Consider the following 23948-nt stretch of genomic DNA (forward strand, 5'->3'; position numbering starts at 1 on the left):
TGGATACCAAGCCCTTATGCGTAATACCTTCCTGGAATTTGAACAGCCTCTGGCCGAGCTCGAAAACAAGATCGAAGAGCTGCGTTTCGTTCAGACCGATTCAGCCGTCGATATCTCGGAAGAGGTCGGGCGGCTGCAGCAGAAGAACCAGGCGCTTGCCAAAAGCATTTATGCCAAGCTCACGCCGTGGCAGACGGCCCTGGTGGCGCGTCATCCGCAAAGGCCCTATACGCTGGACTACGTGCGTGAAATCTTCACCGACTTCCACGAAATGCACGGCGACCGCATGTATGCCGACGACCTGTCCATCGTGGGCGGGCTGGCGCGCTTCAACGGCACGCCGTGCATGGTCGTCGGCCATCAGAAAGGGCGCGACACCAAAGAGCGCGCCATGCGCAACTTCGGCATGCCCCGTCCCGAGGGCTACCGCAAGGCCCTGCGCCTGATGCGCCTGGCCGAGAAGTTCCAGCTGCCGGTCTTCACCTTCGTCGACACGCCGGGCGCCTACCCGGGCATAGGCGCCGAAGAGCGCGGGCAGTCCGAAGCCATCGGCCACAACCTGTATGCCATGGCCGAGCTCAAGGTGCCCATCATTTCCACCATCATCGGCGAAGGCGGCTCCGGCGGCGCGTTGGCCATCGCGGTGGGCGACGTGGTCATGATGTTGCAGTACTCCACCTATGCCGTCATTTCGCCCGAAGGCTGCGCGTCGATTCTTTGGCGCAGCGCCGACAAGGCATCCACGGCGGCCGAGGCCCTGGCGATCACCGCGCCCCGCCTCAAAGAGCTGGGCCTGATCGACCGCATCGTCAATGAGCCGGTGGGCGGCGCCCATCGCGATCCCGTGGTGATGGCCCGCCAGCTCAGCCGCGCCTTGTCCGACTCCCTGCGCCAGCTGTCGGGCATGTCAACCGACCAGCTTATCGAGCAGCGCCTGCAACGCCTGATGTCCTACGGCCGCTTCCAGGAAGCGCGTTAGGGCAGGCATGCTTAGCGAGGGCTTCTGGCGCAGCTTCGGGTCTGCCGCCATGATCCAGGCGGTCGGCGATGCTCTTGCCGGCTTGCCGGAAAGCCCGGGGCGCATCGCCGTCGGCCTGAGCGGTGGGGCCGATTCCGCCATGCTGGCGGTGCATGCGGCCCTGCATGCCCGGCGCCACGGCATCGAATTGCATTGTTTCCATGTTCATCACGGCCTGCAAGCACCCGCGGACCGCTGGCAGGCGCATGCGCACGATCTTGCGCAAAGCCTGGAGTTGCCATGCCATAGCCTGACGGTGTCGGTCGACCTTGGCGCGGGCAGCGGCATCGAATCCGCCGCGCGCGACGCCCGCTATAAGGCGTTCGGCCAGTTGGCCGCCCTGGCCGGTGTGGAGCATGTGCTGCTGGCCCACCACCGCAACGACCAGGCCGAAACCGTGCTGCTGCGCCTGTTGCGCGGCGCGGGGCCGACCGGCCTGGCCGCCATGGCGCCCGTGGTCCGGCGGGGCGGCCTGATCTATCTGAGGCCCTGGCTGGACATTGAACGGGCCGCCATACTGGAGCAGGCGCGGGCCTTTCAAGAGATCAGCGCTTGGGAGCCCGTGCAAGATCCCACCAATGCCGACGATCAATACACCCGCGCCGCGGTGCGCGAACGCCTGGCGCCCGAGCTGGATCGGCGCTGGCCGGGCTGGCAAGGCGCACTGGCCCGCCATGCCCGGCAGGGCGCCGAGGTCAGGGAAATTCTCGATGACGTGGCCCGGCAGGATTTCGAAGGGCTGGATCCGGGCGCGGACGGAAGGGATTTTTCGCTGGCCGCCTGGCGGCTGTTGTCCCGGCCCAGGCAGGCGCTGGTATTGCGGTATTGGCTGGCGCAATTGGGCCAGCGCATGCCGACCGATGCACGGCTGCAGGATCTCATGCGGCAGATGCGCGGCCTGCATGCCCTGGGGCATGACAGACAGATGCGGGTCAGGCATGGGCAGGCCTTGATACGCTGCGTCAAAGGCCGCGTATTCCTGGATCTGCCGTTCGAGCGCTAAAAACGCCCCTCGCGAAACACGCTAAAATAGTCCGTTTTGCTTGTCCGGCGCGTTTGCGCCGTGCATAAATGGTCCGGCACTCATCCGGATTGGTGTCTCTTTAACGCAGAGTAGAAGATGTCCCTGATAGTTCACAAATATGGCGGCACGTCCATGGGCTCGGTGGAGCGCATCCAGAACGTGGCGCGGCGCGTGGCCAAATGGCATGCGGCCGGCCATCAGGTGGTCGTGGTTCCGTCGGCCATGTCGGGCGAAACCAACCGCCTGCTGGGTCTGGCCAAGGAAATTTCGCCCCAGCCCGATACGCGCGAGCTCGACATGCTGGCCGCAACGGGCGAGCAGGCCAGCAGTTCCTTGCTGGCCATGGCCCTGTTGTCGCAGGGCGTGGCGGCCCGCAGCTACACCGGCTGGCAGGTTCCCGTCCGCACCGACTCGTCCTACACCAAGGCCCGCATTCGTTCCATCGACGACACCCGCATACGCGGCGATCTGGACTCGGGCCGCGTGGTCATCGTGACGGGTTTCCAGGGCATAGACGACGACGGCAACATCACCACGCTGGGCCGTGGCGGCTCGGACACCTCCGCTGTCGCGGTCGCTGCCGCCCTGAAGGCCGACGAATGCCTTATCTTCACCGATGTCGATGGCGTCTACACCACCGATCCCCGGGTCGTGCCTGAAGCGCGCCGCATGAATGTCGTGTCCTTCGAGGAAATGCTGGAAATGGCCTCGCTGGGTTCCAAGGTGTTGCAGATACGCTCGGTGGAATTCGCCGGCAAATACCATGTGCCGGTGCGTGTGCTGTCTTCGCTGACGGACCCCCTGATACCGCTCGAAGAAGAAATGGTTTCGGGCACCCTTATTACTTTCGAGGAAGATCAAAAAATGGAAGCTGCCGTCGTTTCGGGCATCGCCTTCAGCCGTGACGAAGCCAAGGTCACTTTGCTCGCCGTACCCGACACCCCGGGCGTTGCCTATTCGATTCTGGGCCCCGTCGCCGCCGCCAACATCGACGTCGACATGATCCTGCAGAACCAGTCGGTTCAGGGCACGACCGACTTTTCGTTCACCGTCAACCGCAACGACTTCGCCCGCACGCTCGATCTGCTGAAGAACCAGATCGGTCCCGCCGTGGGCGCCGGCGAAATCGTTTCCGACGACAAGGTTTGCAAGGTCTCCATCGTGGGCATAGGCATGCGCAGCCACGTGGGTGTCGCCAGCCTGATGTTCCGCACATTGTCGGAAGAGGGCATCAACATCCAGATGATCAGCACCAGCGAGATCAAGACCTCGGTCATCATCAACGACAAATACATGGAACTGGCCGTGCGCGCCTTGCACAAGGCCTTTGGCCTGGATCAGGAGCAGAGCGCTACTTGAGCAATCCAGGGAGCGGGCGTTTCGGCGCCCGGCTCCGCCGCTTTATTTATTGACCAGCACCAGATCGGCAAATGCCTTCCCTTTGCCGATGATGTGATCGTGCATCGCTTGTGCTGCTGAAGGTCCGTCTCCCGACAGCAATGCCGCCACCAGAGGCTGATGTTCGTCATATGAAACCCGGAGTCTCCCGGGCTGGTCGAAGACATGGCGCCGGAAATTCGATAGCCGCCTCCGCGCATTATTGATTTCCTCATGGATCACGGTGTTGCCGCTACTCACGTAGATCATCTCGTGCAGTGCCAAATTGCGGGCTTCGTACCCTGCGCGGTCGCCGGCCAGCACCAGGGCTTCTGATTCTTGATGAATCCTCGCCAACAAAGCGCGCTGCTCCGCTGTCATGCGCTGGGCTGCAAGCTTGGCCGCGACACTTTCCAATTCTCCCAGGAACTCCAACAGGGCGATCAACTCGTCAGCCGGCGGCTTGTGCACGAAGGTTCCGGCGCGCGGTACGGCAACCGCCAATTTCTGCATAGTCAGCATCAATAGCGCTTCGCGCACGGGCGTGCGTGATACGCCATGCCTGGACGCCAGTTGCTTTTCATCGAGCAGCTGGCCGGGACGCAAAATACCTTTTTCGATGTCTTTCATCAAGAGCTGGCGGATGCGCTCCGGGGTGCTCTGGGTCCCGGCTGTGGGTACGTCCATAATTATTCCAAATAGTTGTTGTGTAATTATGAGAAGCAAATATTATATTACAGCCATCAATAATATCAAGGAGACACCTTATGAGAAGGCTAATAATTGGCATCATTTCAGTAATTACAAGCGGATTGACCTTGGCGCAGACGGGTGATTTTCCCGACAAGCCAGTAAAGATCACCGTTCCTGTCACCCCGGCAGGCATCCTGGACCAAGTCGCGCGTATCGTTTCTCCCACCCTCGGCGACATTCTGGGGCAGAGCGTGGTGGTCGAGAACCGCCCCGGGGCCAGCGGTAATATCGCCGCGACCTATGTGGCCCGGTCCAACCCCGACGGCTATACCCTGCTGGCGGGGTACTCGATGTTCCATGTGGGCAATCCGGTCATGTACAAACGGCTCTCGTGGGATCCGATCAAGGACTTTTCGCCGGTGGCCATGTTGGTGGTGTCGCCCCACCTCGTCGCCGTGAACCCAGGCATGCCGATGCAGTCGCTCGAGGCCTTGGTTGCCTATGCCAAGAAGCATCCGGGTGAACTGAACTACTCTTCACCGGGGGCGGGCTCCGTCCCGCATATAGGGATGGAGCTGTTCAAGCAACGTACCGGTATAGAAGTCACCCATATCGCCTACAAAGGAGCGGGACCGGCGATACAGGACGTCCTGGCCGGCCATGTTCAGATGACGGTTGCGACGCCGCCTTCGCTGGCGAGTTTTGTTGCCGCAGGTACGCTGCGCCCTCTGGCTATCGCCAGCAAGGAACGTATTCCTCTGATGCCGGATGTGCCGACGACTGCCGAAGCCGGTTATCCAGGCTTCGAGCTCGATGCCTGGGTGGCCTTGTTCGCCCCGCAAGGTACGCCCGCGGCGACCATTGCAAAGCTAAGCAGCGCCGTCGAGCAGACCTTGAAGACCGAGGCTGTGCGGACCGCCCTGGTCAATGTCGGAGTCCAGGTGCGCTATATGTCGCCTACGCAACTGGATGAGCAGGTGCGCCGGGACATCGACTACTGGCAGCCCGTCATCCGTGACGCCGGCATTTCCATCGAATGATGGCCGGCGCATCGTTCAGGGTGCGCCGGTTCGCTTTCAAGGAAGCTTCTGTAAATTGAATCTGGAGAACTAGCATGAGTATTGATGAAAATGACGCACAAGTAGCGCGTGCGTCGCGTCTCGACTGCGCAGCCCTTAGCGATGCCCTCGACCGCCTGGCGATAGTCGGCCAGTGCTATAAGATCCGGCCATGCGATCCGGGGTTTCGCATGGCGGGGCGCGCCTACACTGTCCTGTACGAGTCGGCCGACGACAAACAAGGCAATGTCGGCGAGTTCATCGATGACGTAGCGCCCGGCAGCGTTATCGTAATTGACAACCAGGGTCGAGACGATGTGGGCACCTGGGGAAACATCCTGACCGAGATGGCGCATCGCCGCGGCATGGCCGGCACAGTCATTGACGGAAACAATCGGGATGTAGCCTTGTGCCGTGAACTTGGCTATCCCATTTTCAGCCGCGATACATGGATGAGAACCGGAAAAGGCCGTATCCGGTTGAAGGCGCTGCAAGTGCCGGTAACGATAGGCAGTGTCAAGGTATGCCCAGGCGACATCGTACGCGGCGATGCGGACGGTGTGGTTGTGCTGCCGCAAGCGCAAGTGCCGAAACTACTGGACATTGCCGAGGACATCACCCAGAAGGAGTCGCGCCTGCGCGACGACATCCGCAATGGCGTCAGGTTGGACGAGGCGCGGCAACGTTACGATTACCATGAGCTGCAAAGCCCCGATTACGGCAAATGAGCTTGAATACGGAATAGGCATGCTTGGCGGCGCCGAGGGCCTGAAGCGCCTGAAAATATCATGCTAGAATAGCGACCTATTTCCGGAGACGTGGCCGAGAGGTTGAAGGTACTCCCCTGCTAAGGGAGCATACGGCTTATACCCGTATCGAGGGTTCGAATCCCTCCGTCTCCGCCAATATTCAGTGAGATAAGACCCTGTTAATTCAGGGTTTTTTCTTTTTCTCTATTTCTGTACTGCGATTCTACTGCGGAATTGGCAGAAATAGCCCTGTTTATAGCGTCCAGATTGCGGCCCTTGTCTGCTCCTGGTATCCACTTGGCATAGTCCCTCATCATCACCATCAGGCTGTGGCCGTGCTGCTTGGCCACCCACACAGGATCAGCCCCAGCCTGAAGCGATAGCGTCACGCTGGTGTCCCGGCATTCCTTGGGCGGGCGGTAACGCACCTTGGCGGCGGCCAGCGCGGCTGCCCATATCCGGCGCTGCGTCTGCTCGTCGTTCCAGGGCTTTCCAGTCGAAGGGTTGCGAAACACATGACCTCCCGCGAGCTGCGTTCTGGTCCGCTGCCGCTCTATAACCGCAAGCGCCCGCGTATTTAGTTCGACCTCTCGCCCCACGGCGGTTTTCGTGCGCTCCTTATCCTTGGCGAGAACGCGGGATCGGCGAACCATCACCACGCCAGAGCGTAAGTCTACGTCCTGCCAAAGTAACGCGATTTGCTCGCTGGGGCGCATGCCGGCAAAGCAGGCGAACTCGAAGTAATCGTTCAGGGATTTCGAGCTTCAACCGAGCGCGAAATCGCACAAGGGCTTTGGCTAGGCGGTGAAGAGGGCATCGCTGGCAAGCGGCCCGATGTGCTGTTGCGCAGTGGTATGCACGTTTACTGGATCGAGGTAGAGCGATCCCGGAAAAACGCCAAGGACTATAAAGCGCTATTGGTTTGGTTGACCAGGGTATTGCACGACAGCACCCAGATCGGCGGCTCACGACTGTTGAGGTTTGGGCAACAGTGGGAGCGCGTCATTTTCATCTGTACGCGGGCCTTCGAAACGAAGCTACGCAAGGACTTAGAAGCGGTCAGTTGGACTCCAAAGCAAATAAATATGCTTTTATCCTTTAAAAGTGCGCTATACCATTTTGAGGAAACATTGTTTCCCTAATTTGGAGGCAATGGGCGCGGCTCAGGCTGGCACCGCGCAGCACGAAACCTTTCTCATCCTGGCCCGAATTCATTGGCCAAGTTCCTGCGGCACGCGTTGCTGGCCGTCGCTTGTATATAGGTTGGCCAACCCCCGGTTCGAGCATTCTCGGCCCGGGGGTTGGTTTTTCTAATTTAGTGCATGTTCTGGGATAATGGCGCTTCATAGACAACATGAGGGAAAAGGTCGGGATGTCAAAAGAATACGAAAGCCTGCCGCGTGAAGCGCTTATTGAGCTGCTGAAGCGACGCGATAGCCAGACGCCATACGGCTTGGTCTGGGAGCGGCAAGGCATCGCATCCGACAAGAGCCTGAATCGTGATTTCGTGGGGCTGGAACTGGACATTGAGCAGTCGTGCGGCCCTGCTCCTTGGCGCAATCTCATCATCGAGGGCGACAACTACGATGCCCTGCGGAACCTGGTCAGCACACACGCCGGGGAGGTCAAGCTTATTTATATAGACCCTCCGTACAACACGGGGCGCAAGGACTTCGTATACAACGATAGCTACTTCGATTCCGCCAACCGTTATCGGCACTCCACCTGGCTAGAGTTCATGTACCAGCGTTTGCGGCTTGCCAAGGACCTGCTGGCCGAAGACGGCGTCATCTTTGTTTCCATCGACGATAACGAGCTATTCAACCTTGGGCTGTTGATGAACAAGGTTTTTGGTGAGAGCAACTTCATCGCAAACGTGATTTGGCAGAAGGTCTACTCTCCTAAGAACACGGCGGTCCACTTCTCTGATGATCATGAGTATGTGCTGATCTATGCCGCCAATCGCGATAGTTGGCGGCCCAATCCGTTACCACGATCTGCCGAACAGGACAAAGCATATAAGAATCCTGATAAGGACCCACGCGGACCTTGGAAACCTAGTGATCTGACTGCCCGAAACTATTATGGAGAGGGGCGCTACGCCATCACTTGTCCTTCAGGTCGAGTAATCGATGGCCCGCCACCAGGAACCTATTGGCGGGTATCACGCACGAAGTTCGATGAGCTTGATGCCGATAGTCGAATATGGTGGGGGAAAAATGGAAACAACATTCCAGCATTAAAGCGGTTTCTTTCCGAAGTAAAGCAAGGTGTCGTACCTCAAACCTTGTGGACGTACGACGCTGTAGGTCATACGCAAGATGCTAAGAAGCAGCTTAACGAGATTTTGCCCAAGGCCCGCAATGAGGACGTATTTTCAACACCCAAGCCATTGCAGCTTATGGATCGTATCTTGCGCCTGGCGACTAAACCCGGTGATCTTGTTGTGGATTTCTTCGCTGGGTCCGGTACGCTTGCACAGGCAGTCATGCAGCTAAACAAGGAAGATGGTGGTGAGCGCCGTTTCATACTCGTGTCGAGTACGGAAGCCACCGAATCTGATCCCACTATAAACCTATGCCGTGATGTGTGCGCGGCTCGCGTGCGCCGCGCAGCCGAAGGCTACGCATCCGCCAAAGGTGCTCAAGTCGAAGGTTTGGGTGGCGGCTTCGCTTACACGCGCGCCAAACGTATTCCGGCACACCGACTCGAAGAGGGCTTGGATGACGTCTCTGTGTGGTCGTATATCCAGATGAAGCACCATCATCCTTTGACAAAGCTTGGGGCGTCGGTGTCCGTGTCGAGGTGGAATGGGGAAGCGCTTATATATGTGCCCGTCACAACGGCCATGATGAAGGCCGTTTTGCAAGAGGAACTGGAACAGCATCCGCAGGCGATTGTTTATACCTGGACCCCTGCCGCACTGGTGGGTATAGTCAATGAAAATAATCTGAGAGAAGTTCCGATAGATTTAACGCGCGGCTTCCGATTCGGCAAGCTGGAAGGGGCGCAAGCATGAGCCGTATCGACCCGTTGCTGTTTCAAGAGCGACACATAGACGCCATCGTGGCTCGTTTCCAGAACCTGCGCGACAATTACAACCGGCTGACCAATCCGCAAGAGCTGGGTAAGTTGCGTAAGCAGTCGGCAGCGATCATGCTTCAAGCCCCGACAGGTATCGGGAAAACGCTGATCGCGACTGAGGCAGTAGCCCGGTTCTCTGTGCTGGATGATGTCGTATGGTTCTGGTTTGCTCCCTATTCATCACTCATTGACCAGGCGGCGGCCAGCTTGCAACGCCAAGCGCCGCAGCTGAAGATTCTGAACATCGAACATCAACGCACCCCGGACGAATTGGCTTCGGGTGCGCTCTTTGTGATTACTTGGCAGACTGTGGCAACCAAGACGAAGGAGTCGCGCTTGGCACGCAGCACGGGTGATGCAGGCCTGTCGGTGGATGACCTGATCATTCAGGCTCGCGCCCTTGGCTTGAGGGTCGGCGTGGTGGTAGATGAGGCACATCACGGTTTCGTAAAAGCAAAGGAGGCATACCGTTTTTTTTCCGAGGTGTTGGAGCCAGACTACGCCCTGATGATGACCGCGACTCCTAGGGATGAGGATATTGCCGGCTTTGCTGATAAGACCGGCTACCAGGTGGGCGATTCATCGGAATGGGCCACCATCACCCGTTTTGAGGGCTATCAAGCCGGATTGCTAAAGCTTGGTGTGAAGACGGCGCAGTTTCTCACAGGGAACAATGATGACGCGGCTTTGGTGGACTTCGAAGAAGTCGCGATGTCTGAGTGTGCGGCTATGCATCGCCACATCAAGAGCGTACTAGCCGATGCTGGTATTGGTCTTACGCCCTTGATGCTCGTGCAGGTGCCTAATGGTGGCGCAGCGTTGGAAAAGGCGCGTGAGTATTTGACCGGACCACTCAAGTTTCCAGAGTCTGCTGTGAAGGTACACGTCGCAGAAGAGCCGGACCCCAACTTGCAGGCGCTGGCGCAAGACCCGACGGTCGAGGTGCTGGTTTTTAAGATGGCGATTGCGATGGGCTTCGATGCACCGCGTGCCTTTACGCTAGCTGCACTGCGTGGCACCCGAGATGCGAACTTCGGCATCCAGGTGGTTGGCCGCATCATGCGCGTGCATTCGCTGCTGCAACGCCGCCCTGAAACTCCGCAGATGCTGAACTATGGCTATGTGTTCCTGGCCAATAGAGAAGCGCAAGAAGGTCTTGCAGGTGCGGCGACCGTTATCAATAAGCTGCAGGGGCATACGGCAAACGTTACGCCAGAAACGGTCGTCACTTTCACCGTGGACTCGTCGTTTGTGCAGGTCGTGAAAACCGGCCAGACGCCGACCATGTTTCCACTTCGTGATGATGCTACGCCCGCTGCTATGACAACCGCATTCGCTCTTGACGGCACAGCTACGCCCGGTGGGCAAGCGCAACATGGGTTTTCACAGGCCCAGCACTTGTTTCCTGAGCTGGCCAAGGCTGAGCTAGCCCATGGTGCTCAAGATAGGCCAACTAGATTGGTTCAGGCCTTCAGGCTGGATGCAGAAGAGCAATACGACTATCCGCTCACAGTTCAAGCGTTGCCGCCATTGGTGACAGAAGTCCTCCCAGTCCATGCTGATGACTTTGAGGCGCAGTTGGTATCGTTCTTGGATTTCACTAGCATGCTGGCCGATCGTGATCGTAGCCGAACCAAGCTGGTCAAGAGAACCGTAGATATCTTCGAGGCGAATGACACTCCGGACGATGCGGATGTATGGGCAAGGATGTCGGCGGCTAACATCGCCCAGCGAGCTAGACAGATCGCTTTCGAGTATCCCGACGTAGACCGGCGCAGTTTTTTGGCAGGGTTGTTGCAGCGCTTCCGTGATGCGTTGGAAGCCGGGGGCTTTGAGCTACCTGAAACCGATGAAGAGCTGACGCAGCAATTGGAACTGGTGCTAGTTCGAAATCCGAACATGATTCGGCAAGCGCATAAGCGCTGCCGTGCCAGTCAGATTCAGACCCAGACTCGTGTTTTGCCGCCAGTGCATAAATCCAAGTATCGGCTTGAGCCAGCCAAGCGCAACGTGTACGGTGTTTTTCCTGCGGATTTGTCAGCCGAAGAACTGCGCTTTGCTGAAATACTGGACACATCCGCTGATGTGCAATGGTGGCATCGCAATCCAGTACGACAGCCCGAGTCGGTGGCCTTGTACCGCTGGTCTAGTGGTATTGGTTTTTTTCCTGACTTCCTGGTGGCAGTAAAAGAACGCAAGGCCGGAGACGGCGTGGCTCTTGTCGAGTTTAAAGGCCCTCAGTTGCAGCAGTACGACAAGGAGAAGGCTGGTGCCGTGCACATGCATTACGGCCGGGTGTTTATGGTGGGCGGAAGCGGCAAAGACAAGAAGGAATTGCGCTTGTTCCGTTTGGTAGAAGGGGCGTTGGTGGACGATGGCCTCTTTGAAGTAGGGCGGTTGCGGTACGAGTAGCGTTCGGGCTCCGACCAACCTTGGTCCTCCTGGTTGCCAGACCGCGAAGCGGTCAACGATATATGCTTGCCCAAGGATCGGGGGGGCTATGCCCCAATGAATTAATATAATAATGACTGGTTAAAAGAAATGAATTGTCTGGCCGAATCCGTCTGGAAAGTATTTAAATAAGCCATTATCTAAAAAATCAATATCCTTCAGTCCACATTGTCTAGCTATCAGTCCATATGGGCCTTATCCATCAGTCCATTCTGCCTATACTATTGCATCATAACTATGGAGATTGGTTTTGGAAAAGGAATCCAGCTTGCCGATGTGGCCCAAACTAGACTTGCCATACGGGTTGCTGATGAAGGCTGTTCTTGCGCCCAATGCCCTAGTGCGCGGTAGCGTATTCAGCACACTAGAATATGCCGGTGCGGCCGAGCGCCCGGTAATTACAGAACCGTTATTGCTAGCGACGATGAAGCAGTATCGCATTGAACAAACTGCAGGCGTGCGTTTGTCGCAGAGCGACGCCGATGTGTTTTTTTGGTTGCTATCGCGTATTTACCGGCGTGGCGATCCTAGTGGAAGTCCTTCGACCTTCTTTGAGCACAAGGAAGCATTAGCGGAGCTTGGCCGTAAGCGTGGGGGCAAAACAGACCTGCTCCTTGCTGATTCGCTGGACCGTCTTGGCCAGGCAGAATTCACATATGAGCTTCATCGCTCTGACGATGGCGAACACCCCGACGCCGGCGATGAAGAAGTTGAACCTGCCGGGAAACGGCTCCCAAGTATAGCCGGACGAACTCGACTGTTGTCACGTGTAGAGCGATGTGATCGGCTAGATAGCAAATATGATTACCAAGTCACGATTGCGGGCGGTGTGGCAGTCTTCTTTGATCGCAATGACTGGGTAGTTTTGCCAAACACAGAACGGAAGCAGCTTTCAAAGGAGCCGTTGGCACGCGGTCTGTATGCGTTCTATTATTCTCATAGGCATGCGTATGCCATGCGGCCGGAAACCTTGAAAAAGTTAATGGGTCGTGAGTCCATGCAGAACAGCAAGTGGCTACATGCGCTGACAACGGCGCTTGCGAAAGTGAAAACGGCCACAGGCTGGCCGACATGTGAGGTGGCTCAGGTTGGGATATACGCAGGAAAAATAGTAGTGACAAAAGGCGCTCGCCGTAGGCGACGCAAGAAAGTTGGTGCTAGTGTGTCGGTCTAACCTGCTGTAAGCGTAGGCGGGCATTAGCCCGCCGGTCTGTGTTTACAGTTGGCCTTTTTCAGCTAACGAATTAGTGGTTTGTCCGGTCACAATAATGTGGTCCAGCAATCGAACATCAATAAGCGCCAAGGCATGCTTTAAGTGCCGCGTCAAAGCAAGATCAGCCTCGCTAGCTTCGGGTGTGCCGCTTGGATGGTTGTGTGACATGATAATTGCCGCAGCATCCAGGCGTAGCGCGGCTTTGACGATTTCGCGCGGGTACACGCTGGCTTGCGTCAACGTTCCGTGGCTCATCTCCATGTAGCGGATCACCTTAAACTGGCTGTTCAGGTACAGAACGGCGGCAACTTCATGCCCCATCCCCGACAGTTTCGACTGGAAATATCGTTTGACGGTATCCGGGTTCCCCATTGCATCCCGATTACTAATCAGACTTTCGGCAGCGATGCGCGCGGCGGCCAGCACGTGCGAATCGGTCGCGGCACGATATCGGCCTGACGGACTGCGCACATAGAGAGTCTGCCCCGTGTTCATGTTGTCATAGCCCAAAGCTGCGTTCTGGTTGACGTGTTCCATTGTCCTATCCTTCAAAAGCCGGTTGGTTTTCCTGCTGACCGAGGCCGAAGATTCCGAGCCTGATCGTAGGTTTTCGGCGTTCGCAGTAATACGGTTCCTGCGGGGTTGCCGCCGTTGCCGTGAGTTCGTCGCCTTGCCGTGCTGAACTGCTGGCCGAGGCTGATGAATAGGACCGTGGAATATATGGAGGGGACCCGCATAGTGGGGAGGAAGCCGTTTATGCCGCGAAAGCCGAGGCAGCGGACACGGATGGCGGTACAGTCGGCGTTTTTGGGCGGCGCACTCAGGGCAACGGTGGGAGCCTCGTACCGATATGCCTGATTGCGGATGCTGGCTCGCGGCGAGCGTCGCTACCGCCTGAAAGCCGGTCTAGTCGAGGGTGTTCTCATTAAGTGGAAAGACACAAGGAGGCACGATCCGTCGCACCGGTCGTGGGTAATCGCAGACCTTTGCGCAAGAAATGGCAGCAGCTCTGTCCAGACAGCCGTGTTGGCGAACCTAGGTTTAGTTGAGTCTAAATACTTAAGGGAATACCCGCATAATGCCAGCGTTCGTAATGCTGTCATTTGCTTTTAGCGATATATTTCTGGATCTGTCACAAATTGTCGAGGAAGGATTTGGGGTGAGCGCTATAGCAGAAGAATCGCAAAGGACCGAGTTCAAGCTCGAGGTTGATCTGAACGTCCTTAATCACCTGGGGATCGGTCTCTATAGCAGTACTCCGGCAGTTGTGACCGAGATCGTCGCTAATGCGTGGGATGCCGATGCTGAGCGGGTGGACATCACAATCGAGGACGGAAAGATTATCGTCCATGACGATGGTCATGGCATGGGAGCTGCAGAGCTACAAGGTCGCTTCTTGAAAGTCGGCTACGCTCGCCGGGAGCAGCCGGGCGGAGACCGGAGCCCTACTCATAATCGTCCGGTCATGGGACGAAAGGGAATCGGCAAACTGGCAATGTTCTCGCTCGCCAATAGAATTGATCTTTGGTCAAAGAAAGAGGGCAGCCCAGAAGTGGCGGGCGCCGTTCTCGTGGCTGAGCTAAAGGACAAAATCAGTCGGAACGTTGCTTACACTTTAGAACCCGTCATCGAGCAGTACGAATGGAATTCGAGCGGGGGTACAAGAATTGTCTTGTCTGACCTGAACGCCGGTACAGACAAGACTGAGGCATTTCTCCGCCCTCGTATCGCCCGTCGATTTAGCGTCGTGGGTGACCGCTACAAATTTAAGGTCTACATCAACGAGAAGGAAGTCACCACCCGCGACCGCGGGTATCACAGCGATCTTCAGTTCTGGTGGGACCTTGATGATCAGACGCGTACAGACCAATTGCCATTAGCAACATCTTTAGCTAGCAACGAGAAGGGGGGCAAGTGCGTAGCTCGACTCGGTGAGGTGGTGGTTCACGACGACCAGGTCTATCGGCTCCGCGGGTTCATCGCCACAGTCGCGAAACCTAAACAGCTTAAGAAGACCGACGACAACATCAATCAGATATCTCTCTTCGCTAATGGTCGCGTCTTTCAGGAGGACATGCTGAAAGACATAGGCAATGCGAAAATTTTTAACAGCTACTTAGTCGGAGAAATCCACGCTGATTTTCTCGATGCCGACGGGATCGACAGAGCTACTGCTAACCGTGAGGCGGTCAAGATCGGCGATCCACTCGTGTCAGCTGTTAGAAGTTGGCTCAAGGATGCGCTCGGACAAGTTGCTGATCAATGGGATGATTGGCGCCGTCAACAAAATGTCGAAAGCGACGATGAGCAAACCAAGCTCGCATTGGAAACCTGGTACGCCTCACTAGGTGAGCAGCGCGATGTGAAGTTGGCCAAGAAGCTAATCACTCCGATCCTGTCGACAGAACATTCCAATGACGATGCCAAGAACAACGCCATCAAGCGCGACTTGGTGCGAAGTGCAATCGTTGGATTCGAGAAGCTGAGGGCCCGTAAGCAACTTGATCAACTTGAGCATATCCACGACGTTATGTCTGTCGAGTTTCAAAGGATTTTCCACACCATCGGAGACATTGAAGCTAGCCACTACCACGAAATTACACGATCTCGCCTGCAGGTCATCGAGAAGTTCGAAAAGGAGATCGTAGATACCGCCGCTCTAGAGAAAATCGCCCAGAATTACTTGTTCGAGCATCTCTGGCTGCTGGATCCAACATGGGGGCCTGTTGGTGAGAGCAAGGTGATGGAGCAGACCCTTACCAAGGAACTTAAGGCGGTTTCACCTGACTCAGAAACGGGCGCGCGGCTTGACATTGCCTATCGCACATCGACCGGCCGGCACGTCATCGTTGAACTCAAGCGTCCAGGCTTGAAGTCCGTCGATGTAGAGGACCTTATCAAGCAAGGGAAGAAGTATAAGGCGGCTATCACCGAATTCTTGAAGAAACATCCCGATCTTGCGGGATACAATGGAAGATTACCGCCGATTGACGTCTATTTTGTGACTGAAGAGTTACCTAGAACATCGTACGGAGATGCCCTAGATGACCTGCGCAAGCAGGATATGCAGGCATTCACTTACAAGGGTATGATCATGAACGCAAAGCGAGCGTATCAGGAGTACATCGATAAGTCACCTGACGTCTCCAAGATTGAAGATATCATCCGGCACATCACCTGAGTCCGAGGTCGGTTCTGTTGAACGACGGAGCGCCCTCATGCGTTCTGTACGTCAAAAGGATACTGCGCCGGAAATGGTGGTCCGCCGTATCGCTCATGCGATCGGAGCCCGCTACAGGCTTCATCGAAAAGATCTACCAGGCCGCCCGGATCTCGTATTTCCTCGACGAAGCCTGTGTATCTTTGTCCATGGTTGTTTCTGGCACCGCCACCTTGGGTGTGGCCTAGCTAGCACTCCCAAATCTAATATGGAGTTCTGGCAGGAGAAGTTCGTACGCAACGTCGAGCGTGACGCCCGGAAGGAGGGTGAGCTTAGGGCTATGGGGTGGCGGGTGGAAATCATCTGGGAATGCGAGACACGTGACCCCGTGAGGCTAGAAAGGCGCTTATATGCCTTGCTATTCCCTTAATTCGCTTTCTTTTCTGCTTTGTTTACCATCTTAAGGTGATCAGCGATGCTCATCGCGATCACTTCACCCAACCGCACCGGCACTGCATTGCCTATCAGGCGGCCGATCACTGTGAAGTTCGCACGCTCGTTCTTCGGTATGAACTGATACGTCTTAGGAAAGGTCTGGAACAGTGCCGCTTCGCGCAGACTGATAGCCCGGTCCTGCTCGGGGTGGCCGAAGCGACCGTTGCCGAAACCGTAGCATAGCGTGGTCATCGTCGGCGCCACATCTTCCCAACGCATCCGTCCGTAAACTGAGCGAAAGCTCTTCCCTGAATCCCGGCGATGGCATTCCGCTATCAAGTCTTCATCCCAATCTTGCCACGAGCCGCCGGGATTGGACTGACGAATTCGTTTCAGATTTATTTCCGTAAGACTTGCCGAAGCATGTAGTGGATCGTTCGGGTACGTCTCACCTGCTTTGATCTCTGGTAGGTCGCGGATAACGTCCGCGACCGAGATATGTTTCTCGTGTGTCGGTGGAATGAGCGATATTGCTCCTAGCTTCGACGCTAGGAATACCAGACGCCGTCGGCGCTGTGGAATGCCATAGTCCTTGCACTCCACCACCTCGAACCACGTGTGATATCCGTCGAACGCTTCTAGGAACTCGTTGAAAATTGCATGCTTCGGTAATTGTGGTACGTTCTCCATCGTGACCAGATCAGGCTGTACCTTACGAACTAGGTCGCCGAATGAACGTAGCAGCTTCCACTTTGCGTCTTGCGTAGTGTCTTTGCCCTTGGCATAGGTGGAAAAAGGTTGGCACGGCGCGCAACCGGCCAGGAGGCTATAGCTCCCCCGGGGGAAATAACTAGCCAGGTCTTCTGCGGTAAGAGATTCGACGTCGCGATCAAGGAACACTGCACCGCCGTTATTGGCCTCGTAGGCGAAGCGACAAGCGGGGTCGACATCTACGCCGGCTTTGACCTGAATGCCCTTCTTTAGTAGGCCATGCGTCAGTCCGCCAGCTCCGCAAAATAAATCGACACAGGCGACAGGGAGGTTCTGTTCCATCAATCAATAGTTGCCTTTGAGGTTGCAGAAAAAACTGCTGGATCCACGGGTAGGAGGCACGCAGTTTAACCCCGGATTCTAACCTCTTTCCTCAAACAGGAAAGAGATGCTCCCAGTGACCGTGGGATGGGCGTATCACTTCTGGCCGAGAATGAGGGATTTAACGGCGTCGACTGTTAATGGAGGATCGGACCGATGCACCATAGCGTGACAATTTGGACAAAGAGGTATGAGATCAAGTACGGGGTCAAGCACATAGGACTCGCCAATGGAACTTATCTGCCGAAGATGGTGTACATGAATAAAACCTCGTCCAATCTCGCCATAAACGGCATTAAAGTCGAAGTTACAGGCGGCGCACCGACATCCGTGCACTGCGATGCAAAGTTTACGGGCTACAGGATTTCTCTCGTAAGAATTAACAATTACATGTTTGACTGCTCCTTCGATAAGGTTCGCAGGCAAAGTGCTTACAACGTCACTAGGGACTTCTTCGGTCAGCCACCCTTCGCCGCCATGATTCGCATTCCGCAATTGCCACCGTATTTCAACCGGCACATCGTCGGAAACGCTAACTGCACGCCCCAGCCCTGCGTAAGTAAAGCTCGCTTTATTATCTTGTCGCCAAAAAACATGTACCTCTGCATCAGCGTGGCACATTGCATCGATAATGGGCTGGCCTCTTCGGCTACCTGTTTTACCACTCCAAATCAGCTCATTCCCGTCAAAATGATTGCCGTAATCATGTCCTGTTCGACCCGGTGTGCCTACACCACAAAAAATTAGGAAGGCCCCCTGATAGCGGAGATAACCTGTCGCCCACACCCCGCCTTTTGGGGCGCTCTCTAGCCCGAGCACCCTTGCTACATCATTACGACTGTAGTTGCTGCCAACATCAAACTGAAATTTCACGCCTGAGCCTCCTAATTGCTTCCACGGGATACTAACGCAGTGCATGCATTCAATGTCGAGATCAGTGTCACCGGGCCGCCAGCAGTGCTCGCAGAGGATATGTAGGCGCTCGGGAATCAATGCGAGGCCAAATACTCGAACAGCCCGATGCACCAGTAAAATAGTTGTCTTGCTCCCATATTTGGTACAAAATTGCAACTAAGGCTGGGTACAAAGGGGTACTCGGTCGGCCAGCTAAGGGGCTGTTTTTAAACGATTTTTATTTTGACGGCCAGTTTCCCTCCGTCTCCGCCAATATTTGCTCAAGCGAAAGCCCTGTTGATTCAGGGCTTTTTCTTTTTCGCCGTTGCTGTACTGCGGAATCGTTGGGAGCGTCTATATGTTCTTCGATTTGGCAACGGCGTGTGCCGCCCGGATGAAGTCGTCCACGTACCGCGCATTGCGCGACCCCTGCGATCTGCCCAATAGAAGTGATTGCTTACGGCCGGCTCGAATGGCCGTATTGCCACCCGGCCGGCGCCTCGACGAAGTTGGCTTGCAACATCTTCGCCGCGCCATTTCTCTTTTGAAACAAAAAGTGAAATTATATTTCTATATAATTAGGATGTCATAGTCGGCGGAGACTGGACGCAGGGTGCTTTCATCGCCCTTGAAATATCCAAAACAGTTCCCATCATTGTGTGCGGTCAAATTTTCCTTTAACACCTTGTGGCGGAGTATCGCGGTGGACCTGTATCAAGCAAAGGCACTTGGAGTTTATGTCGATGGCCCATTCGAAGGAAGGCAAAGAGTCCATCCCTATCACACTGTTCTGTCCAGGCTGGCCCGCATGGGGATCAACCCGCATGTCAGGCAAATGGGCGAGAGTGAAAGGGCCTATGTGGAGCGGATGAACCGCGATTACTCCGGTATCTTCTCGGATGTTCTTTCAGAAGGGATACTGAACGACGATGGATAGGGGCCGGTGTTAAGATGCCTGTCTCAATCCGGGCGGGCCGCTATCGAGCTTGGGTGGAGAGGCCTTATGGAGGTTTGCGATGCCGCTTGACGCCGCCGATGGCGCCGCTTACGCGCCGAATGCTAAGCCGGGAGCCATGCCGGCCAACTACCGTATGTCCGAACGCGCCTCGCATGCGGATTTCGGGATACGCGACCAGGATACGGCGTTGCCGAATCCAGCCCCGCACCGGCATGAGTATTTCCAGATCCATGCGCAGCTCGAAGGCGCCACGCAGCACTTCCTCGGCGGAGTGAACCGCCCGGTCCGGCCGGGCACCCTATGCTTCATCCTGCCGTACAAAACGCACTTCATTCCCACGGTAGCGGGCAGCCGCTATTACATCCTGAACGCCAGCCAGAAATACCTGTTGCCATCGCTCGACGTGGATATGCTGGACCTGGAGGATGTTCCCGTGGAGCGCGCCCCCGAACTGGCGCCGTTTCTATACCAGGAGCAGATGGATTTCGTGCTGGACGAGGCCAATGCCGCCACGGCGCGCCTATTGTGCGAAGCCATCATGAAGGAAGACCAGCGGCGCGCAATAGGCTCGACCATCATGATCCGCGGCTACCTGCTTCAGCTCATCGCCCTGGTCTGGCAGCAGCATGAACCCGTGTTGGCCGAACTGGCGTCGCAGCGGCGCAGCGGAGCCGCCGGCCGGCGCATCATGACCCGCTTGCTGGCCTATCTGCGCGAGAATATCGACGGTCCGGTCTCCCTTACGGACGCGGCCGCCGCCGTGCACTTGTCGCCCACCTATCTGGCCAGGCTGGTCAGGCGTGAAACGGGGCAGACCTTCATCGAGCTGCTCAATGAGCGCCGGATCGCCCTGGCCAAAGAACTGCTGGTGCACACTGAACTTTCCATCAAGGAAATTGCATTCCGCGCGGGATTTTCCGACCTCGTCTATTTCGGGCGGCGCTTTCGGAAAATCGAGGGATGCAGCCCTACCCAGGCCCGCGCCAGGCTGCGCCTGAGGCTGTAGCGGCCGGGCGGGCCACGAGGCAAGATAGTCCTGTAATTGGGCAATCGGCGCAGCTGTTTGTCTTTTTGACGCGACGCATAATGCATGCGTGGGCGAAGTGGCGCCCGAGCGTTTAAAGGATGGACATGAGCACAGCTGCACCCAATGAGAATGGCCCCGGCTTGCCGGCCCCGGTCATCGAGCGTCCCGAACTGGAAATCGTCGGGCGCTCGGAAGCCTTTCCCGTGCGCCGCATCTATTGCGTTGGCCGGAACTATCTGGAGCACATCCGGGAAATGAAAGAAGGGGACGAGCGCGATCCTCCCTTCTTCTTCCAGAAACCCACCGACGCCTTGGTCGTGGACGGCAAAGTGCCCATGCCTTCCTGCACGTCCGACTTCCAGTATGAACTGGAGCTGGTCGTTGCAATCGGCCGCAGCGGCCAGGATCTGGATCCCGATGAGGCGCTGGGCGCGGTGCTCGGTTATGCGGTCGGGCTGGACATGACGCGGCGCGATCGCCAGCGGGAATCCTTCAAGAAGGGCCTGCCTTGGGAAATCGGCAAGTCCTTCGACCGCTCCGCGCCCTGTGGTCCCGTGCACCCGGTGGAGTCGTTTGGCCATATCCAGGCGGGGCCGCTCGAGCTCAAAGTGAACGGCGCCACGCGACAGCAATCCATCATCGAAAAGATGATCTGGAACGTGCCGGAAATCGTGGCCCAGCTTTCCCGTCAATACCGATTGATGCCCGGCGATCTGATCTTCACGGGTACGCCCGCGGGCGTGGGGGCGGTGGTTCCGGGCGATCGCCTGACGGGAAGCATCGGCCGGCTTGCCGTACTGGAAGTGGAGATTATGCCGCCGCTTTGATATCCGCTGGACCGACCCCCATGGGTACCGTTGCTTAACACTCTCTAATAGATATAAGGAAGGATGACATGAAAGCAGCTCTCAATATGAAGAAGGCCCTTGGCGTCGGAGCCGCCGCGCTGGTGCTGGGCATGGCGGGCACGTCCGCCCACGCCCAGGGGGCCGGCTACCCGGCCAGGCCGATTACCGTTATTGTTCCCTTCGCCGCGGGCGGGGCCACCGACTTGCTGGCCCGCCAGTTGGGCAAGCACCTTTCCACCGCCATGGGGCAGCCATTCGTCATCGAGAACCGTGCGGGAGCGGGAGGAACGGTGGGTGCCCGCATCGCCTCGCGGGCCGAGCCCGACGGCTATACCCTGATCATGGGCACCAACGCGTCGCATGCCATCGCTGCAACGGTGAACAAGCAGCTCTCCTACGATCCCCTCAAGGATTTCCAGGCGATCTCCCTGGTCGCGCATGTGCCGCAAGTCCTGATGGTTCACCCGTCGGTGAAGGTATCCAATGTGGCGGAACTGATCGATTATTCCAAGAAGCATCCCGGCGAACTCAACTTCGGATCCGCCGGCAACGGGACGCCGGGGCACCTGGGCATGGAGCTGTTCAAGATGATGGCGGATGTCGACATGACGCACATCCCGTTCCAGGGCGGCGGCCCCGCCTTGGTTGCGCTGGCGGGCGGCCAGGTTCAATTGATGGCGGACAACGTCAGTTCCGCGCTTCCCCAGATCAAGGGAGGCAAGGTCAATGCGATCGCGGTGACGTCGGCCAAGCGCTCGGGTGCTCTGCCGGATCTGCCGACCATCGCTGAACAGGGGGTTCCGGGATTCGAATCGGGTTCCTGGTTTGCCTTGTTTGCTCCGGCCGGAACGCCCAAGGACATCGTGGCCAGGCTCAACCAAGAAACCGTCAAGGCGCTGAGCGCGCCGGAAGTGCGCGAAACACTGACGACGCAGGGAGCAGAGCCGGGCGGGGGAACGCCTGAGGAGCTGAGCAAGCTGGTGCAGGACGACATCGGGAAGTGGTCCAAGGTCGTACAGCGCATCGGCCTGTCGATGAACTGAGGCTAGACGCAGCAGACACTCGCCGGGGCATGACCCGGCATTTTTCCTGATAGGAATCCGTGATTTGAATAAATGAGAATTATTTGCAACAATGGTGGGATAATATTTTTCCGGCATCACCCTGAAATATGTCTCGCGGCAAGTTTAATAATAAAGGTTGGCTTGTTTTCTACGGCGAACTGATCGGCGTCTGGACCCGCCGCAGCGGTCAGGTTCAGAATGCCGAGGACGCGGCCCACGACGCGGTTCTGGGGATGCTGGAGGGCGATGCCGGCGCCATCTCCGACCCCAGGGCCTACTTGCGGCGCAGCTCGTACAACGGTTTGGTTGACATGCACAGGCGTCGCAAGACGCATAGTGCGATTCCTCTGCATGAGCTCCAGGAAAATGATCATCCCTGCGGAACGGACGAGCCCGAGTCCGCCCTGCGGACTTCTCAATTGGCGGCCGCGCTTATGGAGGCGCTGGACGAACTGCCGGCCAAATGCCAGCAAGTGTATGTATACCACCGGCTGGAAGGGCGGACGCATGCCGAAATTGCCGAGGCAATGGGTTTGTCGCGCAGCATGGTCGAAAAGTATATGATGCGTGCCTTGCACCATATCAATGATCGCCTACAAGAATATGCGCCGTACTGATCACACAGCCTGTGCGCCTGAAACCGCGGATTTGCGCGAGCTTGCGGTTTGGTGGTTCACGCGCATGCACTCGGGCGAGGCGACCGAGGACGACAGACGCGGTTGCGATGCCTGGCGCAAGGCCGATGCCGAGCATGACCGGCTGTATCGCAATATGGAATATTTCTGGAGCGCCGCGCAGGAAGTGCCGAAAGATCGCCTGCGGGCTGTCCTGGACAAAGGCCGGGCGCAGGCGGATGTGAATGCCGCAAGGCGCCGTTATATTGCCTGGGGCGCCGGCGCCGCCTGCACCGCGGGCGTGGTGGCGGCTGTTGCGGGCTTGCAGCTGCAGGGCCGCAGCGGTGTGAATACGATAAGACTGGCAACCAGGCCCGGGGAGCAGCGCGAGGTCGTCTTGCCGGAGGGCTCGGTATTGAACCTCAATACGGCGACGACGGCAGCCGTTCGCTTGTACGCGGATCGCAGGACCGTGGAGCTCTTGGCGGGGGAAATCATGTTCAACGTCGAGCATGACATCCGTCGTCCATTCATTATCGATGCCGGGCATAGCCAGATCACCGTCACAGGCACCAGCTTCAATGTTCGGCGCGACCCGGACCGTGTGCACGTGCTTGTCGAGCATGGCTCGGTGGATGTCCAGGCGGGGCCGTGGTGGCATCGCCACCGCAGGCATTTGAAGCCTGGGCAAAGCGCGAGCATAGACGAATCTTTTGAAATCACGATAGCGGAAAACGTCAACGTCGCCTCCATGGTCGCATGGAGGCGCGGCAAGATCGTATTCGAGAATACGCCACTGAGCCGGGTTGTCGCCGAAATGGGCCGCTATCTGGATTACCCCATCACCTTGAGCGATACCCATCTTGCGGATATCGGCATCAACGGCGTGTTCAGTATCGACGATCCGTCCGCAATGCTGCGGGCCTTGCCGCTGATTGCTCCGGTCAGGATGCTCAAGCGCGGCAATGGCGGTGTGGCGATAGTCGCGCGCTAGCGCCTTTCCACCTTTCTTCAGGACCTTCGATCCGGCTTCTATGGTCGATGCGCTACCTTGCTCTCCTGTTACAAAATGGTTCTCATTTGCATTGAGGTGTTTGCCCCGCTGAAACGTCTTGTATGTGGAAGGAAGGGCTTTTTCTGAAAGATCGATCCATCTACAGATCTTCGTAAAAAGATGGGCGCGGCCGCG

General features: G+C 57.0%; 22 protein-coding genes and 1 tRNA gene. 18 read left to right on the plus strand and 5 right to left on the minus strand.

Going from position 1 to position 23948, the window contains the following annotated elements:
• The first annotated feature begins 16 nt into the window (after window positions 1–16).
• The 3 genes from OEG81_RS05005 (at window position 17) to OEG81_RS05015 (ending at window position 3401) form a co-directional block, all read left to right on the plus strand.
• Window positions 17–979 (plus strand): acetyl-CoA carboxylase carboxyltransferase subunit alpha, encoded by a 963-nt coding sequence (locus OEG81_RS05005; RefSeq protein WP_264131619.1) that lies wholly within the window; start codon window positions 17–19, stop codon window positions 977–979.
• A 7-nt stretch (window positions 980–986) separates the two neighbouring features.
• Window positions 987–2021: a tRNA lysidine(34) synthetase TilS gene (tilS, locus tag OEG81_RS05010; RefSeq protein ID WP_412034111.1), complete on the plus strand. Its 1035-nt coding sequence runs from the start codon at window positions 987–989 to the stop codon at window positions 2019–2021.
• 117 nt (window positions 2022–2138) lie between these two features.
• Complete coding sequence (locus OEG81_RS05015; RefSeq protein ID WP_264131620.1) at window positions 2139–3401, plus strand: aspartate kinase; 1263 nt, start codon at window positions 2139–2141, stop codon at window positions 3399–3401.
• A gap of 42 nt (window positions 3402–3443) precedes the next feature.
• Here the strand turns inward: OEG81_RS05015 and OEG81_RS05020 are convergent, their stop codons facing one another.
• Window positions 3444–4106, minus strand: coding sequence for a GntR family transcriptional regulator (locus tag OEG81_RS05020; RefSeq protein WP_264131621.1), 663 nt, complete (start codon window positions 4104–4106; stop codon window positions 3444–3446).
• 80 nt (window positions 4107–4186) lie between these two features.
• On the opposite strand from OEG81_RS05020, the gene OEG81_RS05025 reads away from it, so the two are divergent.
• From OEG81_RS05025 to OEG81_RS05035, 3 genes are all read left to right on the plus strand, one after another.
• Entirely contained in the window at window positions 4187–5152 is a 966-nt protein-coding gene (locus OEG81_RS05025; RefSeq protein ID WP_264131622.1) for a Bug family tripartite tricarboxylate transporter substrate binding protein, read from the plus strand.
• Window positions 5153–5226: 74 nt separating this feature from the next.
• On the plus strand, window positions 5227–5898 hold the full coding sequence (locus OEG81_RS05030; RefSeq protein WP_264131623.1) for an RraA family protein: 672 nt from the start codon (window positions 5227–5229) through the stop codon (window positions 5896–5898).
• 84 nt (window positions 5899–5982) lie between these two features.
• Window positions 5983–6075 (plus strand) — tRNA-Ser (locus tag OEG81_RS05035).
• 23 nt (window positions 6076–6098) lie between these two features.
• Here the strand turns inward: OEG81_RS05035 and OEG81_RS05040 are convergent.
• A complete protein-coding gene (locus OEG81_RS05040) occupies window positions 6099–6635 on the minus strand; it encodes a tyrosine-type recombinase/integrase (protein ID WP_264131624.1) in 537 nt (178 codons plus the stop codon).
• Between OEG81_RS05040 and OEG81_RS05045 the strand changes: the two genes are divergently transcribed.
• The 4 genes from OEG81_RS05045 (at window position 6618) to OEG81_RS05060 (ending at window position 12628) form a co-directional block, all read left to right on the plus strand.
• Window positions 6618–7061 (plus strand): hypothetical protein, encoded by a 444-nt coding sequence (locus OEG81_RS05045; RefSeq protein ID WP_264131625.1) that lies wholly within the window; start codon window positions 6618–6620, stop codon window positions 7059–7061. The genes OEG81_RS05040 and OEG81_RS05045 overlap by 18 nt on opposite strands.
• A 230-nt stretch (window positions 7062–7291) precedes the next feature.
• Complete coding sequence (locus OEG81_RS18130) at window positions 7292–8938, plus strand: site-specific DNA-methyltransferase (RefSeq protein WP_264131626.1); 1647 nt, start codon at window positions 7292–7294, stop codon at window positions 8936–8938.
• The gene (locus OEG81_RS05055; RefSeq protein WP_264131627.1) at window positions 8935–11415 is read left to right on the plus strand and encodes a DEAD/DEAH box helicase; all 2481 of its coding nucleotides are present in this window, start codon (window positions 8935–8937) and stop codon (window positions 11413–11415) included. Before OEG81_RS18130 ends, OEG81_RS05055 begins: the two co-directional genes overlap by 4 nt.
• Window positions 11416–11704: 289 nt before the next feature.
• Window positions 11705–12628, plus strand: coding sequence for a plasmid replication initiator TrfA (locus OEG81_RS05060; protein WP_264131628.1), 924 nt, complete (start codon window positions 11705–11707; stop codon window positions 12626–12628).
• 42 nt (window positions 12629–12670) lie between these two features.
• Here OEG81_RS05060 and OEG81_RS05065 read toward each other — a convergent pair whose 3' ends face one another.
• On the minus strand, window positions 12671–13204 hold the full coding sequence (locus tag OEG81_RS05065; protein ID WP_264131629.1) for a JAB domain-containing protein: 534 nt from the start codon (window positions 13202–13204) through the stop codon (window positions 12671–12673).
• A 541-nt stretch (window positions 13205–13745) separates the two neighbouring features.
• On the opposite strand from OEG81_RS05065, the gene OEG81_RS05070 reads away from it, so the two are divergent.
• Together OEG81_RS05070 and OEG81_RS05075 are read left to right on the plus strand one after the other, a co-directional pair.
• The gene (locus tag OEG81_RS05070; RefSeq protein WP_264131630.1) at window positions 13746–15848 is read left to right on the plus strand and encodes an ATP-binding protein; all 2103 of its coding nucleotides are present in this window, start codon (window positions 13746–13748) and stop codon (window positions 15846–15848) included.
• Window positions 15820–16257 carry a very short patch repair endonuclease gene (locus tag OEG81_RS05075; RefSeq protein WP_264131631.1) on the plus strand — a complete coding sequence of 146 codons (438 nt, stop codon included), beginning with the start codon at window positions 15820–15822 and terminating at the stop codon, window positions 16255–16257. Before OEG81_RS05070 ends, OEG81_RS05075 begins: the two co-directional genes overlap by 29 nt.
• Here the strand turns inward: OEG81_RS05075 and OEG81_RS05080 are convergent.
• A complete protein-coding gene (locus tag OEG81_RS05080) occupies window positions 16254–17315 on the minus strand; it encodes a DNA cytosine methyltransferase (protein ID WP_264131632.1) in 1062 nt (353 codons plus the stop codon). The two genes, OEG81_RS05075 and OEG81_RS05080, sit on opposite strands and share 4 nt — an antisense overlap.
• A 135-nt stretch (window positions 17316–17450) precedes the next feature.
• Window positions 17451–18227 (minus strand): DUF3427 domain-containing protein, encoded by a 777-nt coding sequence (locus OEG81_RS05085; RefSeq protein WP_264131633.1) that lies wholly within the window; start codon window positions 18225–18227, stop codon window positions 17451–17453.
• 724 nt (window positions 18228–18951) lie between these two features.
• Here OEG81_RS05085 and OEG81_RS05090 point away from each other — a divergent pair.
• The 6 genes from OEG81_RS05090 (at window position 18952) to OEG81_RS05115 (ending at window position 23753) form a co-directional block, all read left to right on the plus strand.
• Window positions 18952–19185, plus strand: coding sequence for a hypothetical protein (locus OEG81_RS05090; protein WP_264131634.1), 234 nt, complete (start codon window positions 18952–18954; stop codon window positions 19183–19185).
• Window positions 19186–19264: 79 nt separating this feature from the next.
• A complete protein-coding gene (locus OEG81_RS05095; RefSeq protein ID WP_264131635.1) occupies window positions 19265–20212 on the plus strand; it encodes a helix-turn-helix transcriptional regulator in 948 nt (315 codons plus the stop codon).
• Window positions 20213–20337: 125 nt separating this feature from the next.
• A complete protein-coding gene (locus tag OEG81_RS05100; protein WP_264131636.1) occupies window positions 20338–21060 on the plus strand; it encodes a fumarylacetoacetate hydrolase family protein in 723 nt (240 codons plus the stop codon).
• A gap of 68 nt (window positions 21061–21128) precedes the next feature.
• Window positions 21129–22124, plus strand: coding sequence for a Bug family tripartite tricarboxylate transporter substrate binding protein (locus OEG81_RS05105; protein ID WP_264131637.1), 996 nt, complete (start codon window positions 21129–21131; stop codon window positions 22122–22124).
• A gap of 128 nt (window positions 22125–22252) precedes the next feature.
• Complete coding sequence (locus tag OEG81_RS05110) at window positions 22253–22762, plus strand: sigma-70 family RNA polymerase sigma factor (RefSeq protein ID WP_264131638.1); 510 nt, start codon at window positions 22253–22255, stop codon at window positions 22760–22762.
• Entirely contained in the window at window positions 22731–23753 is a 1023-nt protein-coding gene (locus OEG81_RS05115) for a FecR family protein (protein ID WP_264131639.1), read from the plus strand. The genes OEG81_RS05110 and OEG81_RS05115 overlap by 32 nt, the downstream gene beginning before the upstream one ends.
• Window positions 23754–23948 lie beyond the last annotated feature (195 nt).

This window comes from Pollutimonas sp. M17 (genome assembly GCF_025836975.1).
Lineage (GTDB): Bacteria > Pseudomonadota > Gammaproteobacteria > Burkholderiales > Burkholderiaceae_B.

What these genes read in the sequence shown, in the direction of transcription:
- OEG81_RS05005 (WP_264131619.1), top strand. Translation starts at nt 17, where the DNA reads ATGCGTAATACCTTCCTGGAATTTGAACAGCCTCTGGCCGAGCTCGAA.
- tilS (WP_412034111.1), top strand. Translation starts at nt 987, where the DNA reads ATGCTTAGCGAGGGCTTCTGGCGCAGCTTCGGGTCTGCCGCCATGATC.
- OEG81_RS05015 (WP_264131620.1), top strand. Translation starts at nt 2,139, where the DNA reads ATGTCCCTGATAGTTCACAAATATGGCGGCACGTCCATGGGCTCGGTG.
- OEG81_RS05020 (WP_264131621.1), bottom strand. Translation starts at nt 4,106, where the DNA reads ATGGACGTACCCACAGCCGGGACCCAGAGCACCCCGGAGCGCATCCGC.
- OEG81_RS05025 (WP_264131622.1), top strand. Translation starts at nt 4,187, where the DNA reads ATGAGAAGGCTAATAATTGGCATCATTTCAGTAATTACAAGCGGATTG.
- OEG81_RS05030 (WP_264131623.1), top strand. Translation starts at nt 5,227, where the DNA reads ATGAGTATTGATGAAAATGACGCACAAGTAGCGCGTGCGTCGCGTCTC.
- OEG81_RS05040 (WP_264131624.1), bottom strand. Translation starts at nt 6,635, where the DNA reads ATGCGCCCCAGCGAGCAAATCGCGTTACTTTGGCAGGACGTAGACTTA.
- OEG81_RS18130 (WP_264131626.1), top strand. Translation starts at nt 7,292, where the DNA reads ATGTCAAAAGAATACGAAAGCCTGCCGCGTGAAGCGCTTATTGAGCTG.
- OEG81_RS05055 (WP_264131627.1), top strand. Translation starts at nt 8,935, where the DNA reads ATGAGCCGTATCGACCCGTTGCTGTTTCAAGAGCGACACATAGACGCC.
- OEG81_RS05065 (WP_264131629.1), bottom strand. Translation starts at nt 13,204, where the DNA reads ATGGAACACGTCAACCAGAACGCAGCTTTGGGCTATGACAACATGAAC.
- OEG81_RS05070 (WP_264131630.1), top strand. Translation starts at nt 13,746, where the DNA reads ATGCCAGCGTTCGTAATGCTGTCATTTGCTTTTAGCGATATATTTCTG.
- OEG81_RS05080 (WP_264131632.1), bottom strand. Translation starts at nt 17,315, where the DNA reads ATGGAACAGAACCTCCCTGTCGCCTGTGTCGATTTATTTTGCGGAGCT.
- OEG81_RS05095 (WP_264131635.1), top strand. Translation starts at nt 19,265, where the DNA reads ATGCCGCTTGACGCCGCCGATGGCGCCGCTTACGCGCCGAATGCTAAG.
- OEG81_RS05100 (WP_264131636.1), top strand. Translation starts at nt 20,338, where the DNA reads ATGAGCACAGCTGCACCCAATGAGAATGGCCCCGGCTTGCCGGCCCCG.
- OEG81_RS05105 (WP_264131637.1), top strand. Translation starts at nt 21,129, where the DNA reads ATGAAAGCAGCTCTCAATATGAAGAAGGCCCTTGGCGTCGGAGCCGCC.
- OEG81_RS05110 (WP_264131638.1), top strand. Translation starts at nt 22,253, where the DNA reads ATGTCTCGCGGCAAGTTTAATAATAAAGGTTGGCTTGTTTTCTACGGC.
- OEG81_RS05115 (WP_264131639.1), top strand. Translation starts at nt 22,731, where the DNA reads ATGATCGCCTACAAGAATATGCGCCGTACTGATCACACAGCCTGTGCG.